Source organism: Nocardiopsis sp. NPDC006832, from assembly GCF_040635885.1.
Classification (GTDB): domain Bacteria; phylum Actinomycetota; class Actinomycetes; order Streptosporangiales; family Streptosporangiaceae; genus Nocardiopsis.
This window is the reverse complement of record NZ_JBEYLC010000041.1, coordinates 21,767-36,365: the sequence shown is the minus strand read 5'-3', so window position 1 is coordinate 36,365 and position 14,599 is coordinate 21,767. Positions and strand designations below refer to the sequence as shown.

At 69.0% G+C, this 14,599-nt stretch carries 15 protein-coding genes; 7 read left to right on the top strand and 8 right to left on the bottom strand.

Translation table 11 applies throughout. From position 1 onward, the window contains the following. Positions 1-2 precede the first annotated feature (2 nt). The 6 genes from atpA (at position 3) to ABZ717_RS19085 (ending at position 5,435) form a co-directional block, all read left to right on the top strand. Positions 3-1,643 carry a F0F1 ATP synthase subunit alpha gene (gene atpA / locus ABZ717_RS19110; RefSeq protein WP_358512216.1) on the top strand — a complete coding sequence of 547 codons (1,641 nt, stop codon included), beginning with the start codon at positions 3-5 and terminating at the stop codon, positions 1,641-1,643. A gap of 3 nt (positions 1,644-1,646) precedes the next feature. Continuing rightward, complete coding sequence (locus tag ABZ717_RS19105) at positions 1,647-2,570, top strand: F0F1 ATP synthase subunit gamma (RefSeq protein WP_358512213.1); 924 nt, start codon at positions 1,647-1,649, stop codon at positions 2,568-2,570. A 5-nt stretch (positions 2,571-2,575) separates the two neighbouring features. Next, positions 2,576-4,021, top strand: a complete 1,446-nt coding sequence (gene atpD, locus ABZ717_RS19100) for a F0F1 ATP synthase subunit beta (protein WP_358512210.1) — start codon at positions 2,576-2,578, stop codon at positions 4,019-4,021. Between the two features lie 124 nt (positions 4,022-4,145). Continuing rightward, positions 4,146-4,535 (top strand): F0F1 ATP synthase subunit epsilon, encoded by a 390-nt coding sequence (locus tag ABZ717_RS19095; protein WP_358512208.1) that lies wholly within the window; start codon positions 4,146-4,148, stop codon positions 4,533-4,535. Between the two features lie 22 nt (positions 4,536-4,557). Beyond that, positions 4,558-5,070, top strand: a complete 513-nt coding sequence (locus ABZ717_RS19090; protein WP_358512206.1) for a DUF2550 domain-containing protein — start codon at positions 4,558-4,560, stop codon at positions 5,068-5,070. A gap of 65 nt (positions 5,071-5,135) precedes the next feature. Continuing rightward, positions 5,136-5,435: an MTH1187 family thiamine-binding protein gene (locus ABZ717_RS19085; RefSeq protein ID WP_358512204.1), complete on the top strand. Its 300-nt coding sequence runs from the start codon at positions 5,136-5,138 to the stop codon at positions 5,433-5,435. Here the strand turns inward: ABZ717_RS19085 and ABZ717_RS19080 are convergent. From ABZ717_RS19080 to nucS, 8 genes are all read right to left on the bottom strand, one after another. Further along, positions 5,432-6,028 carry a cob(I)yrinic acid a,c-diamide adenosyltransferase gene (locus tag ABZ717_RS19080; RefSeq protein ID WP_358512201.1) on the bottom strand — a complete coding sequence of 199 codons (597 nt, stop codon included), beginning with the start codon at positions 6,026-6,028 and terminating at the stop codon, positions 5,432-5,434. The two genes, ABZ717_RS19085 and ABZ717_RS19080, sit on opposite strands and share 4 nt — an antisense overlap. A gap of 312 nt (positions 6,029-6,340) precedes the next feature. Next, on the bottom strand, positions 6,341-7,855 hold the full coding sequence (locus tag ABZ717_RS19075) for a M20/M25/M40 family metallo-hydrolase (RefSeq protein ID WP_358512198.1): 1,515 nt from the start codon (positions 7,853-7,855) through the stop codon (positions 6,341-6,343). 231 nt (positions 7,856-8,086) lie between these two features. Beyond that, positions 8,087-8,755: a DUF1707 domain-containing protein gene (locus ABZ717_RS19070; protein WP_358512195.1), complete on the bottom strand. Its 669-nt coding sequence runs from the start codon at positions 8,753-8,755 to the stop codon at positions 8,087-8,089. A gap of 66 nt (positions 8,756-8,821) precedes the next feature. Beyond that, a complete protein-coding gene (locus ABZ717_RS19065; RefSeq protein ID WP_358512285.1) occupies positions 8,822-9,460 on the bottom strand; it encodes a response regulator transcription factor in 639 nt (212 codons plus the stop codon). 27 nt (positions 9,461-9,487) lie between these two features. Beyond that, positions 9,488-10,753: a sensor histidine kinase gene (locus ABZ717_RS19060; RefSeq protein WP_358512283.1), complete on the bottom strand. Its 1,266-nt coding sequence runs from the start codon at positions 10,751-10,753 to the stop codon at positions 9,488-9,490. Positions 10,754-10,758: 5 nt separating this feature from the next. Further along, a complete protein-coding gene (locus ABZ717_RS19055) occupies positions 10,759-11,625 on the bottom strand; it encodes an ABC transporter permease (protein WP_358512193.1) in 867 nt (288 codons plus the stop codon). Then, positions 11,622-12,488 carry an ABC transporter ATP-binding protein gene (locus ABZ717_RS19050; RefSeq protein WP_358512190.1) on the bottom strand — a complete coding sequence of 289 codons (867 nt, stop codon included), beginning with the start codon at positions 12,486-12,488 and terminating at the stop codon, positions 11,622-11,624. The genes ABZ717_RS19055 and ABZ717_RS19050 overlap by 4 nt, the downstream gene beginning before the upstream one ends. A 117-nt stretch (positions 12,489-12,605) precedes the next feature. Beyond that, positions 12,606-13,283, bottom strand: a complete 678-nt coding sequence (nucS, locus tag ABZ717_RS19045; protein WP_358512187.1) for an endonuclease NucS — start codon at positions 13,281-13,283, stop codon at positions 12,606-12,608. 94 nt (positions 13,284-13,377) lie between these two features. Here nucS and ABZ717_RS19040 point away from each other — a divergent pair, with 94 nt between their 5' ends. Further along, positions 13,378-14,589 carry an MFS transporter gene (locus ABZ717_RS19040; protein ID WP_358512184.1) on the top strand — a complete coding sequence of 404 codons (1,212 nt, stop codon included), beginning with the start codon at positions 13,378-13,380 and terminating at the stop codon, positions 14,587-14,589. The last annotated feature ends 10 nt before the right edge of the window (positions 14,590-14,599 follow it).

Below are 14,599 nucleotides of genomic sequence, written 5' to 3'. Positions count from 1 at the left end.
AGATGGCGGAGCTGACGATCCGGCCGGATGAGATCCGGGACGCGCTACAGCGCTTCGTCCAGTCGTACGAGCCTGACACCACCCGCGCGGAAGAGGTCGGAACCGTCACCTACTCCGGTGACGGCATCGCCCGCGTCGGTGGCCTTCCCTCGGCGATGGCGAACGAGCTGCTGGAATTCGAGGACGGCACCCTGGGCATGGCCCAGAACCTTGAGATCGGTGAGATCGGTGTCGTCGTGCTGGGCGACTTCACCGGTATCGAAGAGGGGCAGAAGGTGCGTCGCACCGGCAAGCTCCTCTCGGTCCCGGTGGGTGACAACTTCCTCGGCCGCGTGGTGGACCCCCTGGGCGCCCCCATCGACGGCAAGGGCGAGATCGAGACGACCCAGACTCGCGAGCTTGAGCTTCAGGCCGCGACCGTGATGGAGCGCCAGCCGGTCGGCGAGCCGCTCCAGACCGGTATCAAGTCGATCGACACCATGACCCCGGTCGGCCGTGGCCAGCGCCAGCTGGTCATCGGTGACCGACAGACCGGTAAGACCGCGATCGGTATCGACGCGATCATCAACCAGAAGGCGAACTGGGAGACCGGCGACCCCTCGAAGCAGGTGCGCTGCATCTACGTCGCGGTCGGCCAGAAGGGCTCGACCATCGCCAGCGTGCGCGGCGCCCTCGAAGAGGCCGGCGCGATGGAGTACACCACCATCGTCGCCTCCCCGGCGTCCGACCCGGCCGGCTTCAAGTACCTCTCCCCGTACACCGGCTCGGCCCTGGGCCAGCACTGGATGTACGAGGGCAAGCACGTCCTCATCGTCTTCGACGACCTGACCAAGCAGGCCGAGGCCTACCGTGCGGTCTCCCTCCTGCTGCGCCGCCCGCCGGGCCGTGAGGCCTACCCGGGTGACGTCTTCTACCTCCACTCCCGGCTGCTGGAGCGTTGCGCGAAGCTCTCCGACGAGCTGGGCGCCGGTTCGATGACGGCCCTCCCGATCATCGAGACCAAGGCGGGCGACGTCTCGGCGTACATCCCCACCAACGTCATCTCGATCACCGACGGTCAGGTCTTCCTGAACTCGGACCTGTTCAACCAGGGCCAGCGTCCGGCGATCGACGTCGGTGTCTCCGTCTCCCGTGTCGGTGGCGCCGCGCAGACCAAGGCGACCAAGAAGGTCTCCGGTACCCTGCGTCTGAGCCTGGCCCAGTACCGCGAGCTGGAGGCGTTCTCCGCCTTCGGTTCGGACCTGGACGCCGTCTCCAAGCAGCAGCTGGAGCGTGGTGCCCGGATGATGGAGCTCCTCAAGCAGGGTCAGTACTCGCCCTTCTCCATGGAGAAGACGGTCGTCTCGATCTGGATGGGTAACACCGGCCTGATCGACGAGGTCCCGGTCGAGGACGTTCGCCGCTTCGAGGAGGACTTCCTGTCCTACCTGGACCGCGAGCACAAGGCCGTTCTCGACACCATCCGGGACACCGGCAAGTTCGAGGACGACAGCCAGAAGACCCTCCAGGCCGCCATCGAGAAGTTCAAGCAGAGCTTCCAGACCTCTGCGGGCGGCCTCCTGGGCACCGAGGCCGAGGCCGAGGCGCTCTCCGAGGAGAAGGTCGGCCAGGAGACCATCAAGGTCGCCAAGGGCGGGAAGTAACCCATGGGTGCACAGCTTCGCGTCTATCGCCGGAGGATCCGTGCGACGAAGGCGACGGCGAAGATCACCCGTGCGATGGAGCTGATCGCCGCCACGCGCATCACCAAGGCGCAGCGCGCGGCCGAGGCTGCAGGCCCCTACGCACGGGAGATCACGCGGGCGGTGTCCGCCCTCGCCAGCCGGGTGACCGATCACCCGCTGCTGACCGAGGCCGAGAACCCCACCCGTGCCGCCGTCCTGGTCATCACCAGCGACAAGGGTCTGGCCGGCGCCTTCTCGACCAACGTCATCAAGGAGGCCGAGTCCCTCACCCAGCTTCTTCGGGAGCAGGGCAAGGAGGTTCTCACCTACATGGTGGGTCGCAAGGGTGCGGCCTTCTACAAGTTCCGTGACCGTGCGGTCGAGCGGTCCTGGGAAGAAGGCATCACCGAGCGTCCGACCTACGCGCACGCCCAGGAGATCGGCTCCGCTCTCATGGAGAGGTTCTCCCTGGACACCGCCGAGGGTGGTGTCGACGAGATCCACGTGGTCTCCACGGAGTTCGTGTCGATGCTGACCCAGCGGGCCGGGGCGGTTCGCGCTCTTCCGCTGGAGGTGGAGGAGGTCGAGGCGGAGGAACTCGAAGAGAGCCACGGTGGCGAGGCGCTGCCGCTCTACGAGTTCGAGCCCTCGGCCGAGGAGGTCCTGGACCAGCTGCTGCCGCAGTACGTGGTCAACCGGATCTACGCTTCCCTCCTCGAATCGGCCGCCTCCCAGCAGGCGTCCCGTCGCGCGGCCATGAAGGCCGCGACCGACAACGCGGAAGAACTCGTCAAGAACCTGACCAGCCTGGCCAACCAGGCCCGTCAGGCCGAGATCACCAATGAGATCAGTGAGATTGTCGGCGGTGCCGATGCACTCTCTGGGTCCAGCGCGGGAAGTGAGTAAGAGAAGTGTCAACGACAGTTGAAGAGACGACCGGCGCCGGCACCGCCACCGGTCGGATCGCCCGGGTCACCGGCCCGGTCGTCGACGTGGAGTTCCCCGTCGGCTCCCTGCCCGGCATCTATAACGCCCTGCACACCGATGTGAGCATCGGTGGCAAGGACAAGGTCGTCACCCTGGAGGTCGCCCAGCACCTGGGTGACAACCTGGTGCGCGCCATCTCCCTCGCCCCGCAGGACGGCATGGTCCGTGGCGCCGAGGTCCGCGACACCGGCGCGCCCATCAGCGTGCCCGTCGGCGACATCGTCAAGGGCCACGTGTTCAACACCCTGGGCGAGTCCATGGACGTGCCCACGGCCGAGCTCGGCGTGACCGAGCGCTGGCCGATCCACCGCAAGGCCCCCTCCTTCGACCAGCTTGAGTCCAAGACCGAGATGATGGTCACGGGCATCAAGGTGATCGACCTCCTCACCCCGTACGTGCGCGGTGGGAAGATCGGCCTCTTCGGTGGCGCGGGTGTGGGCAAGACGGTGCTCATCCAGGAGATGATCACCCGTATCGCCCGCAACTTCGGTGGTGTGTCCGTGTTCGCCGGTGTCGGTGAGCGCACCCGTGAGGGTACGGACCTCTTCCTGGAGATGGACGAGATGGGCGTCCTCCCGGACACCGCGCTCGTCTTCGGTCAGATGGACGAGCCCCCGGGCACCCGTCTGCGCGTGGCGCTCTCGGCTCTGACGATGGCGGAGTACTTCCGTGACGTCCAGGGTCAGGACGTGCTGCTCTTCATCGACAACATCTTCCGTTTCACCCAGGCGGGTATGGAGGTCTCCACGCTGCTGGGCCGTATGCCCTCGGCCGTGGGTTACCAGCCCAACCTGGCGGACGAGATGGGTCAGCTCCAGGAGCGGATCACTTCGACGCGTGGTCACTCGATCACCTCGATGCAGGCGATCTACGTCCCCGCGGACGACTACACCGACCCGGCTCCGGCGACGACCTTCGCCCACCTGGACGCGACGACCGAGCTCTCCCGGCCGATCTCGCAGAAGGGCATCTACCCGGCGGTGGACCCGCTGGCCTCGTCCTCGCGCATCCTGGACCCGCAGTACGTGGGTCAGGAGCACTACGACGTCGCCCAGCGGGTCAAGGAGATCCTGCAGCGCAACAACGACCTGCAGGACCAGATCGCCATCCTCGGTATGGACGAGCTGTCCGAAGAGGACAAGATCATCGTCAACCGTGCTCGTCGCCTGGAGCGCTTCCTCTCCCAGAACATGTTCGTGGCGGAGAAGTTCACCGGTACCCCGGGCGTGTTCGTTCCCCTGGAGGAGACCATCGCCTCCTTCAAGGGTCTGTGCGACGGCGAGTACGACCACCTTCCCGAGCAGGCCTTCCTCGACGTCGGCAACATCGACATGGTCGTGGAGAAGGCCAAGAAGCTTCAGGAAGGCTAGGACTGCGCGTCAGTGCCCCCGGCCGTGAGCCCGGGGGCGACGGGCGGGGCCAGCCAGGCGGGGCCGAGTATCGATTCGTACTCGGCCCCGCCGAACCCACCCGCTAGCCGAGGAGTTTGTGACAGTGTCGAAGAAGCTTTTCGTCGAGATCGTCTCTCCCGACCGTGAGGTTTGGGCAGGCGAGGGCGACATGGTCATCGCGAAGACCGTCGAGGGCGAGATCGGCGTCATGCCCGGCCACGTGCCGGTGCTGTCGCTGCTCGCCCAGGACGCGGTCGTTCGCGTGCTGGGGGCCCGAGAGACCGGTGAGGTCAAGGCCGCCGCCCACGGCGGGTACGTCTCGGTGTCGGGTGAGGGTCGGGTCTCCATCCTCGCCGAGACCGCCGAGCTCGCCGAGGACATCGATGTGGACCGTGCGCGTCAGGCTCTGACGAGTGCGACCGAGGAGGGCGACAGTCTCGCCGCCGGGCGTGCCCGCAGCCGTCTGCGCGCCGCCGGCGAGGAAGTCGCCTAGCGAAGCGAAAGAGGCGTGACGAGTGGTGGAGCAGCTGCCGGGAACACCGTGGTCGGAGTCCCTGTGGTGGGTGCTCCTCATCCTCGTCGCCCTCATCGTGGTGGTGGTCCTCGCCGGTGCCCTGCGACGTTTCGTCCTGGTGCGCAGTGGGGGCGCCATCGAGTGTTATCTGCGCGTATGCGGGGGCAAGGGGCGCCGGGGCACCTGGCGTGTCGGTTTCGGCCGGTACGGCACCGGTGGCTTCGGCTGGTACCCCGTCCTCTCGCTCCGACCGCGGCCGACAGTTCGACTGTCGCGCCGCGGTCTCGTCGTTGTGGGGCGTCGTCCCCGGATGGCGGGGAACGAGGGTTCCGGCGCGGAACGGGTGGACGCCTCACTGCCGGCCGACGTGACGGTCCTGGAGATCGGCTGGATCGCTGCGGACGGCGCCGACCCGGAGAAGGCGGTCTACGAGGTGGCCATGGGGGAGCGTCAGCTCACCGGTTTCCTGTCGTGGATCGAGTCGATGCCCCCGGGGACCCACTGGGAGGCCTGAGCCTTCCGGCGATGCCCTGCCCCGCCTGGTTCACACCGGCGGGGCCTCTGTGTTTCCATGGCCGCATGAGTACCATCGTTGCTTTCTCGGTTTCCCCGCTCGGTACAGGTGAGTCCGTCGCGCCCGCGGTGGCGCGCGCGGTCAGGGTCGTACGCGAGAGCGGGCTGCCCAACGAGACCTCCGCGATGTTCACCACCGTCGAGGGTGAGTGGGACGAGGTCATGGACGTGGTCAAGCGCGCGGTGGCGGCCGCCGGTGAGGGCGCGTCCCGGGTGAGCGTGACGCTCAAGGTCGATGTCCGGGACGGCGTCACCGACGGCCTGCGCGGTAAGGTCGCCGCCGTCGAGCGCGAGTTGGAGCGCTAACGCTCCCCACCGGGCTTCCAGAGGACTTCGTCGCCCTCCTCGGCCACGTGGCGGCCGAGGATGAACAGCAGGTCCGAGAGTCGGTTGAGGTACTGGGCGGTGAGCGGGTTGACGCTGTCGCCGTGCTCCTCGATCGCGGCCCACACCGAACGTTCGGCCCGTCGCACCACGATGCGCGCGGTGTGCACCAATGCCACGGTGGGGGAGCCGCCGGGCAGGATGAAGCTGCGCAGTGTGGGCAGGTCCGCGTTGTAGGTGTCGCAGGCCTCCTCCAGGCGCTCCACGTACTCGGGGAGGACGCGCAGCGGCGGGTACTCGGGGTCGGCGACGATGGGCGTGGACAGGTCCGCGCCCAGGTCGAAGAGCTCGTTCTGCACCCGGACCAGTAGCGTCCGTACGTCTTCGGGCAGTTCGCCCATGGCCAACGCGACCCCGATGGCGGCGTTGGCCTCCTCGGCGTCGGCGTATCCGACGAGTCGGGTGTCGTTCTTGGAGGTCCTGCTCATGTCGCCGAGCGCCGTGCTTCCGGCGTCTCCGGTCCGGGTGTAGATCTTCGACAGTACGACCGGCTTGTCCGTGTCCCGTTTGGTCATGGGCCTCAGCCTAGGGGAGCGCCCGTCACCGGGACCTCGCCGGTCCCGTGAGCACGAAATCCTCACTGAGGATAACTGTTCGATATCGGGGGGTGATGATGGCGCGTTTCGCTGATACCTTGAGGAATCAGGGAGCTACGGACAGTAGTTTCCGGCGGTGTTCGCGCATGATGCCCCCGGACGGGACAGAGGGGGACCGTCCGGGCGGATGGCGCGGGGGGAGACACCGCTGAGGGCGGGTGGCGTGGAACCGGGGGGTTCACGCCACCCGCCCTTTCACCTGTCAGAGCCGGTCGGTGGAGCCGAACACCGCTAGCGCACCCAGGCGTCGCCCAGACGCGGCAGGTCCACCGGGGCCGGGGCGCTGAAGGGCAGCACACCGTTCACCGGCAGCGTGCTCTCGGCGAGGAACTCCACGCCGTGCGCGCCCGCGGCCGACAGTTCGGCCACCGAGTCCCAGTTGACGTTCTCCATCGTGTCGTCCGGCGTGTGGTAGTACGGGTCGAACATCTCGCCCTCGTCACCGCCGTACCACTCGACCTGCTCCTCGGTCTTGATGCCGTCGGCGCCGGAGAACAGACCACCGGAGGGGACCCCCGCCAGCATGAAGGCCGAGTAGTCGCTGCGCCCGCTCAGCACGCCGGGCTCGCTGACCTGGCCCTGGTCCTCGAAGTAGTCCTCGAAGACCTTGGCGATGGCACCGGAGCCGGCGGGGGCGCCACCGGACTCGGGCAGGTCCATGCGGCCGTCCAGGACGAACCGGCCGTAGTTGTGCGAGCCGATCATGTCGAAGTTCAGGTAGAGGGCGATGTCTTCGACCTCCTGCTCGGACAGGCCCGCCACGTACTCGTTGGAGCCGACCAGGCCGGACTCCTCGGTGCCCCAGAAGGCGAAACGGACCTTGTTGTTCGGGTCCTCCTTCTCGGCCAGGCGCAGGGCGGTCTCCAGGACGAAGGCGACGCCGCTGCCGTTGTCGTTGATGCCCGGGCCCTCTTCGACGCTGTCCAGGTGGCCGCCGACGACCACCACGTTGTCGTCCTTGCCGCCGGGGGTCTCGGCCAGGACGCTGTAGGAGCTCTCCTGGGTGACCTCCGAGTCCACGGTGACCTGGAGTTCCAGGTCCGAGGTGGCGAGCAGGTCCGCGCCGACCAGGCCGGAGACACCGATGGCCGGGATGCCGGAGGTCTCGCCGACGGTGCCGAGGAAGACCTCGTCCTCGTTGTTGACGACCACGGCGGCCGAGGCACCGGCGTCGGCGGAGTTCTGCACCTTGTCACCGAACGGGCATGTGCCGCGGAGGGTGATGGCGATCGCGCCCTCGGGGAAGTCGGCGAAGTCGTCGGGGGAGCAGCCGCTCTCCTCGCTGTCGGTGTTGACCGCGACGGCGGGGGCCGTCACGTCACCGGCGCTGGAGTAGCTCATGGTGACGTAGTCCTCGTCGAGCTCGTAGGCGCGCTCGTCCGGGGCGGTCCGGGCGAGCACCGCGGGGGTGTTCTCCCGCCAGGACTCGTAGTCGTACTCGTGGCGGTAGGGCTCGTATCCGGCGCGTTCGAGCTGGTCCTCGATGTACAGGGCCGCGACGTCGTAGCCGGGGGTGGCGCTGGCCCGGTTTCCGCCGTTGTACTCGGCGATGGTGTCGAGGTTGGTCAGGTGGGCCTGGATCGCCTCGGCGGTCACGGCCTCCGACAGGGGCAGCTCGTCGGCGTGGGCCGGGCCGCTCGCCAGGGTGCCCGCGGTGAGGCACAGGGCGGCCACACCCGCGGTGGTGGCTCTGCGCCGTCGGGGTGAGGGGGCCGCGGGCGGCTGCCCGGGATGGTTCGGACGCACGATGCTTCCTCCCGTATGCGGGGGTCCATCGAACCGTGGAATGGGGGATGGACTCGTGGGTGGGCGGGGTACCGCTGAAGCCTCGCACCGCCAGGGGGCGGCGGCAAGGGTGGGTGCGCCACATTGCCACAATCAGCCACAGACCTTACACACGGGTGGGCACTGTGGTTGGATGGACGGCCGAAATCGACCGGAATGTCTCGACCACGGGGGCGGGGTGCGGTCGGGCGGCTACCTCTCGTTCTCGTTCTGGTGCTTGCGCGCCCGGTACTCGACGCCCACGCCGCCCATCACCGCGATCCCACGGATGTGCACGATCGGGGCGCCCGGGTCCACCACGCTGGGGGTGTTCCCCTCGATCCCGAAGCCGCCCATGATCGGCAGGCCGTGCACGCGCACCTGGACGTCGTCGGGGACGATGATCCCGATACCGCCCATCGCCGTGCCGATCCAGATGGTCGTCTCGCGCTGGGTGAACCTGGCCTCGCGCAGGTCGAGTTCGATACCGCCCATCACCGCCACCGCGGTGAACGTGCCCGGGAGGACCCAGTTCCCGGAACGGTCGGCGCCGCCCATCAGTACCAGGGAGGTCCGGCTGCTGGGCGGCATGTCCACGATCCGGCCCGCACCGTAGACGGGACGGGGTGAACGGAAGTCGGTGGGGGCCGGCATGGGCGCGGCGCCGGTGTCCGGCAGGTCTCGGGTGAGGGGGACGAGCTCGCCGAGGGTCTTGGCGCGATAGACCGCGTCCAGACGCTCCCCGTGCTCGTCGGGGTCCAGGCGGCCCTCGGCCAGGGCCTCCCGGAGACGGTGTGCGACGGCGTCACGGTCGGCGTCCGACGCCCGCATCCGTGCGTTGTGGTCCTCGTGGGGGGTGAGTTCGCTCATCGTGTCCACCATAGTTCTATTGTTCCGAGGGTCCGCGGACGCGGCATCCGGGGAATCCCCTGAGAAGGCCCTGAGATCTCACTTGTCGGGGAGCAACCCGCGACGTAGCGCCTGGGAGACCGCCGCGGTCCGGTCGCCCACCCCCAGTTTCTCGTACGCGCGCATCAAGTGGGTTTTGACCGTGGTGGCGCTGATGCGCAGGGCCCGACCGATCGCCGCGTTGGTGTGCCCGTCCGCCGCCAGACGGAGCACCTCCACCTCGCGAGGCGACAGCGCCGCCGGTTTCTCCGGTTCGGGATCGCGCCGCACGCGGGAGAACAGTTTTCCGGCCAGACGCCCACTGAGCACCGTCTCGCCTCGGGCCGCCGAACGAACCGAGTCGGCCAACTCCGCGCGCGGGGTGTCCTTGAGCAGGTAGCCGGTGGCGCCGGCCTCCACCGCGCGCAGGATGTCGGTGTCGGTGTCATAGGTGGTGAGCACCAGCACGTGGACGGCGGGGTGGTCGGCGCGGATCCGTTCGGTGGCCTGCGCCCCGTCACCGCCGGGCATGCGCAGGTCCATCAGGACCACGTCGGGTTCCAGGGCGGCGGCCCGGACCACCGCCTCGGGGCCCGAACCGGCCTCGCCCACGATCTCCAGGTCGGGTTCGGCGCTGAGCATGCCGCGGATGCCCTCACGGACCACGGGATGGTCGTCCACCAGGAGGACGCGGATCATGGTGCGGCCTTCTCTCTGCGACACGGGTCACTCCTCCGCTTCGTCGCGGGGAATGGTGAGACGGACGGTGGTGCCCCGACCGGGCGCACTGTCCAGGTCCAGGATCCCGCCGACCGACCCGGCCCGGTGACGCATGTTCGCCAACCCGTTGCCGTCGCAGGGAAGGGAGACGTCGAAGCCGGCGCCGTCGTCGGCCACCGTCAAGGAGACACCGACGTCGGTGTAGGTGAGCGTGACCCGGGCGCTGTCGGCCTCGGCGTGCTTGCGGACGTTGGCCAGTGCCTCCTGGGCGGTGCGCAGCAGACACACCCGCAGGTCGTTGGAGAGCTCCTCGGGGGAGCCCATGACCGTCGCGGTCACCTCGATGCCCAGTTCGCGGCCGAGGCGTTCCCCGATCCGGGTGAGCGCTCCGTCCAGGTCGTCGCCCTCCACCGTGACCGACCGCCGGGCGGCGACCATCGCGCGTGCCTCGGCCAGGTTCTCGGCGGCGGTCTCGCGCATCAAGGCCAGGTGCCGGCGGGCGGTCGCGGGGTCGGTGTCCAGCTCCGACTCCACCGCCTGGGTGAGGGTGATGATGCTGGTGAACCCCTGGGCGAGGGTGTCGTGCAGCTCCCGGGCCAACCGTTCGCGTTCGGTCATCGCCCCCGCCTGCTCGGACAGCCGGGCGGCCTCCTCGCGGCTTTGGCTCAGCTGTTCGATGAGGATGAAACGCTCGGCGCTCTGGAAGATGATGCGTTCGATCCAGCCACTGAACCACAGGGCGTACCCCAGGATCGCCCCGTTGACCAGCAAGGTGATTCCGACGAACTCCCAGTCCTTGCGGCCCAGCAGCCCCTCCAACAGGGAGGGACACAGCAACAGCACCGCCAGGGTGGGCACGGCGTAGGCGCTGCCCACGGTCATGAACAACGCCGGGGCGATCGCGACCAGCGAGATCAACAGCGTGGGGTTGAGGATGACCGCGGGCAGGGCCGGAAGCAGGAACAGCAGCATCAGACCCAGGGACCGCCGGTTTCCGGGCAGGTCGCTGTCGACGCTGAGCACGGGGCGGGCGAACACGAAGTACACCACCGGGACCGTGGCCATCAGCGCCGCCGTCGCCCATCGCCACCGCTCCGGCCCGCTGATCAGCGCGAGCGCGACCATGGCGAGCATCGCGACGGTGAAGGTGAGATGCCACCAGCGACCCAGATCCCACGCGTGCCACTCGACCGAGGGGCGGGTCTTGCGGCGCCGGGAGCCGGACCCCGGGTCGGCGGTGCCCTCGGCCTCCTCCGCGCCCGGATCCGTCATCACGTTCACCCGTCCTTGCGCGTCTTCCAGCGAAACGTCGTCAGTGTCACGGCCAAGCCCACCACACACCAGATCCCCAGTGCCAGGGCGACCATGGGCAGGTCCCAGGCCCCCGAAGGTTCGAGCGCGGCCATGGCCTCGGGGAAGAACGCGGCGCGCATGCCCTGGGCCATCCACAGCAACGGGAAGAGGGACGCGAGGTTCAGCAGCCATTCCGGCAGGGCCATCACCGGCACGAAGATGCCCGAGACGAACTGCAGGATGAGGAAGGGGAAGGTCACCACGGCCGACGCCGCCTGCGGGGTGCGGGCCAGCGAGCTCACCGCCATACCGAGCAGCGAGCAGGCGATGGTGCCCAGGACGAACACCCACGCCATGATCGCCCACGCCTGCACGGTGGTGGGCAGTGTGGCGTCGAAGAACAGGCGGGCCACCCCCAGGAGAAGGACCACCTGTCCCAGGGCGAGGAACAGCACCAGGATGGTCTTGCCGACGAAGTAGGCGCTGGGCGGCATCGGGGTGCCGCGCAACCGCCGCAGCATGCCGTACTCCCGTTCGGTGGCGATCGAGACGCCCAGGGTCTGGAAGCTGACCGACATCAGGCCCATGGCGATGAGGCCGGGCAGGAAGTAGTCGACGGCGGGCATCCCCATGTCGAAGAACCCGCCCATGACGGTCGCGAACAGGGTGAGGATGACCGTGGGCAGGGCGAAGGTGAACAGGACCCCCTCCCACTCGCGGGAGAAGGTGCGGATCTCCACCCATCCCCGGGACAGACCCAGGCGCAGCGCGCCGGGCGGGCGTCCCCGGGAAGGTGGTGAGGGAAGGGCGGTCGCGGTCGTGGTGGTCGGATCGGTCGTCCGGGCGCTCATCCCGAGACCTCCTCTGTCACGTGGTCGTCCTTGATCATGCCGAGGTAGACCTCCTCCAGGGTGGGACGGCGCACGCTCAGTTCCGGGATCTCACCGACGAAACGGCCGGCCAGTCCCGCGACCACCCGGGTGGGCTCATCGGTGCGGACCTCCCGGCGTTCGCCCTCCTCACGCCAGTGCACGGTGGCCTGGCGAGAGGCCCGCCCGTCGAGGGCCGCGGGGGTGTCGATCGCCCGGACCCGGCCACGCGCCATCACGCACACCCGGTCGGCCAGTGCCTCGGCCTCCTCCAGGTAGTGGGTGGTGAGCACGATGGTGGTTCCGCCGGCGGCCAGGGCCCGGATCAGTCCCCAGAACTCCCGCCGGGCCCGGGGATCGAAGCCGGTGGTGGGTTCGTCCAGGAAGAGGAGTTCGGGGCGGCCGACGATGCCCAGGGCCACGTCCAGGCGGCGCAGTTGCCCACCGGACAGGGACTCGGCGAGTTCGCGGGACTTGTGGGCCAACCCCACCCGCTCGATCACCTCGTCGGGGTCGTCGGCCAGGGGGTAGTAGGCGGCGAAGTGCCGCACGACGTCGCGCACCGGCAGCTTCGGGACGAGGGTCTCCTTCTGCCAGACGACGCCGACCCGGGAGCGCCAGGCGCGCCCCGCCAGGCCGGGGTCCTCACCCAGTACCCGGACCTCCCCGCCGTCACGTCCGCGGAACCCCTCCAGGATCTCGACGGTGGTGGACTTGCCCGCGCCGTTGGGGCCCAGCAGCGCGAAGATCTCACCGCGCTCGATGTCCAGGTCGACGCCGGCGACGGCTTCGGTGTCGCCGTAACGCTTACGGAGGTCGGTGACCTCGATGACCGTATCGCTCATACACCGATCCTCCCGAGAGCCGGAAGGCGGTGGTATCCGCTACGAGGACGGGCCCGTGTCCTCCGATGGGAGGACACGGGCCCGGGGTCTGGAAAGTGCCCTCTCAGGGGCGGGGGATCAGAACAGGCGGAGGGTGTCGGGCTCGATGCCGCGGAGTTCGTCGTAGTCCAGAACCACGCACGAGATGCCGCGGTCCTCGGCCAGGACCTTGGCCTGGGGCTTGATCTCCTGGGCGGCGAACACACCGGTGACCGGGGCCAGGGACGGGTCGCGGTTGAGCAGCTCCAGGTAGCGGGTGAGCTGTTCGACGCCGTCGATGTCGCCGCGTCGTTTCAGTTCCACCGCCACGGTCTTGCTCTCCCCGTCGCGGCACAGGATGTCCACCGGACCGATCGCGGTGGGGTACTCGCGGCGGATGAGCGTGTAACCCTCGCCGAGCGTGGTGATGTGCTCGGCCAGCAGCTCCTGAAGGTGCGCTTCGACCCCGTCCTTTTGCAGGCCGGGATCCTTGCCGAGTTCGTGGGAGGAGTCGTGCATGATCTCCTCCATCGTCAGCACGAGCTTCTCCCCGGACTTGTCGTGCGTGACCGTCCACACGTCCGGGCCGTCCTCGACGGTCTCCTCCCGCAGTTTGCACGGCGGGTTCATCCAGTTCAGCGGCTTGAACGCCCGATCGTCGGCGTGGATGGACACGCTCCCGTCCGCCTTGATGAGGATCAGGCGGGGAGCCATGGGCAGGTGGGCGGTGAGCCGGCCGGCATAGTCGACGCTGCACCGCGCGATGACAAGACGCACGGGACGTCACGTTACCGCTTCCGGTGGGCCCTTGAGGACGGTTCGAGGCGTTCCGGGACGAGACCGAAGACCTCCTCACCCCTAGGCTGTCCGGATGCTCGTGCGCAATCGTTGGGTCGTCCTGTCCATCAGCATGGTCGCGCAGGTGGCGAGCGTCTCGGCGATCTTCGGGATCCCGGTGGTCCTACCGCGGCTGCGCGAGGACTTCGGGGTGAGTACCGCCCAGGCCGGTGTGCTGGCCGGACTGCCGTCCTTCGGGCTGCTGCTCACCCTGCTGGTCTGGGGCGTGGTCATCGACCGAGTGGGGGAGCGCGGCACCATGGCGCTCAGCCTGACCCTGACCGCGGGCACCCTCGGACTGTTGTGGATCGCGCCCGGTCTGTGGTCGGTGGCGGCGGTCTTCCTGCTCCTCGGCGCGGTAGGCGGTCCCGTCAACGCCGCCAGCGGCCGTCTGGTCCTCACCTGGTTCACCGCCGGGGAACGCGGACTGGCGATGGGCATCCGACAATCGGGGTTGCCCGTGGGGGTCGGGATATCCGCGCTGGTACTGCCCGGCGCCGCCGAGGCCTGGGGATTCGTGGGGGCCATGACCCTGCCGGCGTTGCTCGCCCTGGCGGCGGTCCCCCTGGTCCTGGCCATGCCCACGGAACCGCCCCGGACCGAACGATCGCGAAGCACACCGGAAGGCGAGCGGGAGGCCGCGGACGGACCGTCTCGTTCGCCCTACCGGAAGTGGACGATCTGGCGCGTGCACGGAGTGAGCATGCTCCTGGGCGTTCCCCAGGTCACGTTGATGACCTACGCCGTCCTCTACCTCGTGCAGGAACAAGGGTGGGGCGCGCCCGCCGCCGGAGTGGTGGTCGCCGCCGCGCAGGTGCCGGGCGCGGTCGGCCGTCTGGTCCTGGGCGCGGTCTCCGACCGCACCGGTGAACGCATGCGACCCGTCCGAGCCCTCGCCGCGTCCGGCGCCCTCGTCCTGCTCCTGCTCACGTTCCTGCCACCGGCCTGGTCGTGGAGCGCGGTGCCCTTGGTGCTGGTCTGCCTGGTCCTGACCATGTGGCACAACGGGCTGACCTTCACCTCCGTGGCGGAGATCGCCGGAACCGCGTGGGCCGGTCGGGCGCTCGCCGTGCAGAACTGGTTGCAGGCGATCAGCACCACGCTGACCCCACTGCTCATGGCGGTGGTCATCACGGTGGCCGGGCTGCCGTGGGTGTTCGCGGTGGGCGCGGTGTTCGCCGCGGCGGCGATCGCGGTCGTTCCGGCCGGTCGCCGATCGTCCCCCGGGCCGACTACCAACGAGTAGGACGGAAGGG

What these genes read in the sequence shown, in the direction of transcription:
- ABZ717_RS19080 (WP_358512201.1), bottom strand. Translation starts at nt 6,028, where the DNA reads ATGACCAAACGGGACACGGACAAGCCGGTCGTACTGTCGAAGATCTAC.
- ABZ717_RS19070 (WP_358512195.1), bottom strand. Translation starts at nt 8,755, where the DNA reads ATGGTGGACACGATGAGCGAACTCACCCCCCACGAGGACCACAACGCA.
- ABZ717_RS19050 (WP_358512190.1), bottom strand. Translation starts at nt 12,488, where the DNA reads ATGAGCGATACGGTCATCGAGGTCACCGACCTCCGTAAGCGTTACGGC.
- ABZ717_RS19105 (WP_358512213.1), top strand. Translation starts at nt 1,647, where the DNA reads ATGGGTGCACAGCTTCGCGTCTATCGCCGGAGGATCCGTGCGACGAAG.
- ABZ717_RS19040 (WP_358512184.1), top strand. Translation starts at nt 13,378, where the DNA reads ATGCTCGTGCGCAATCGTTGGGTCGTCCTGTCCATCAGCATGGTCGCG.
- ABZ717_RS19085 (WP_358512204.1), top strand. Translation starts at nt 5,136, where the DNA reads ATGAGTACCATCGTTGCTTTCTCGGTTTCCCCGCTCGGTACAGGTGAG.
- ABZ717_RS19060 (WP_358512283.1), bottom strand. Translation starts at nt 10,753, where the DNA reads ATGACGGATCCGGGCGCGGAGGAGGCCGAGGGCACCGCCGACCCGGGG.
- ABZ717_RS19055 (WP_358512193.1), bottom strand. Translation starts at nt 11,625, where the DNA reads ATGAGCGCCCGGACGACCGATCCGACCACCACGACCGCGACCGCCCTT.
- ABZ717_RS19065 (WP_358512285.1), bottom strand. Translation starts at nt 9,460, where the DNA reads ATGATCCGCGTCCTCCTGGTGGACGACCATCCCGTGGTCCGTGAGGGC.
- atpA (WP_358512216.1), top strand. Translation starts at nt 3, where the DNA reads ATGGCGGAGCTGACGATCCGGCCGGATGAGATCCGGGACGCGCTACAG.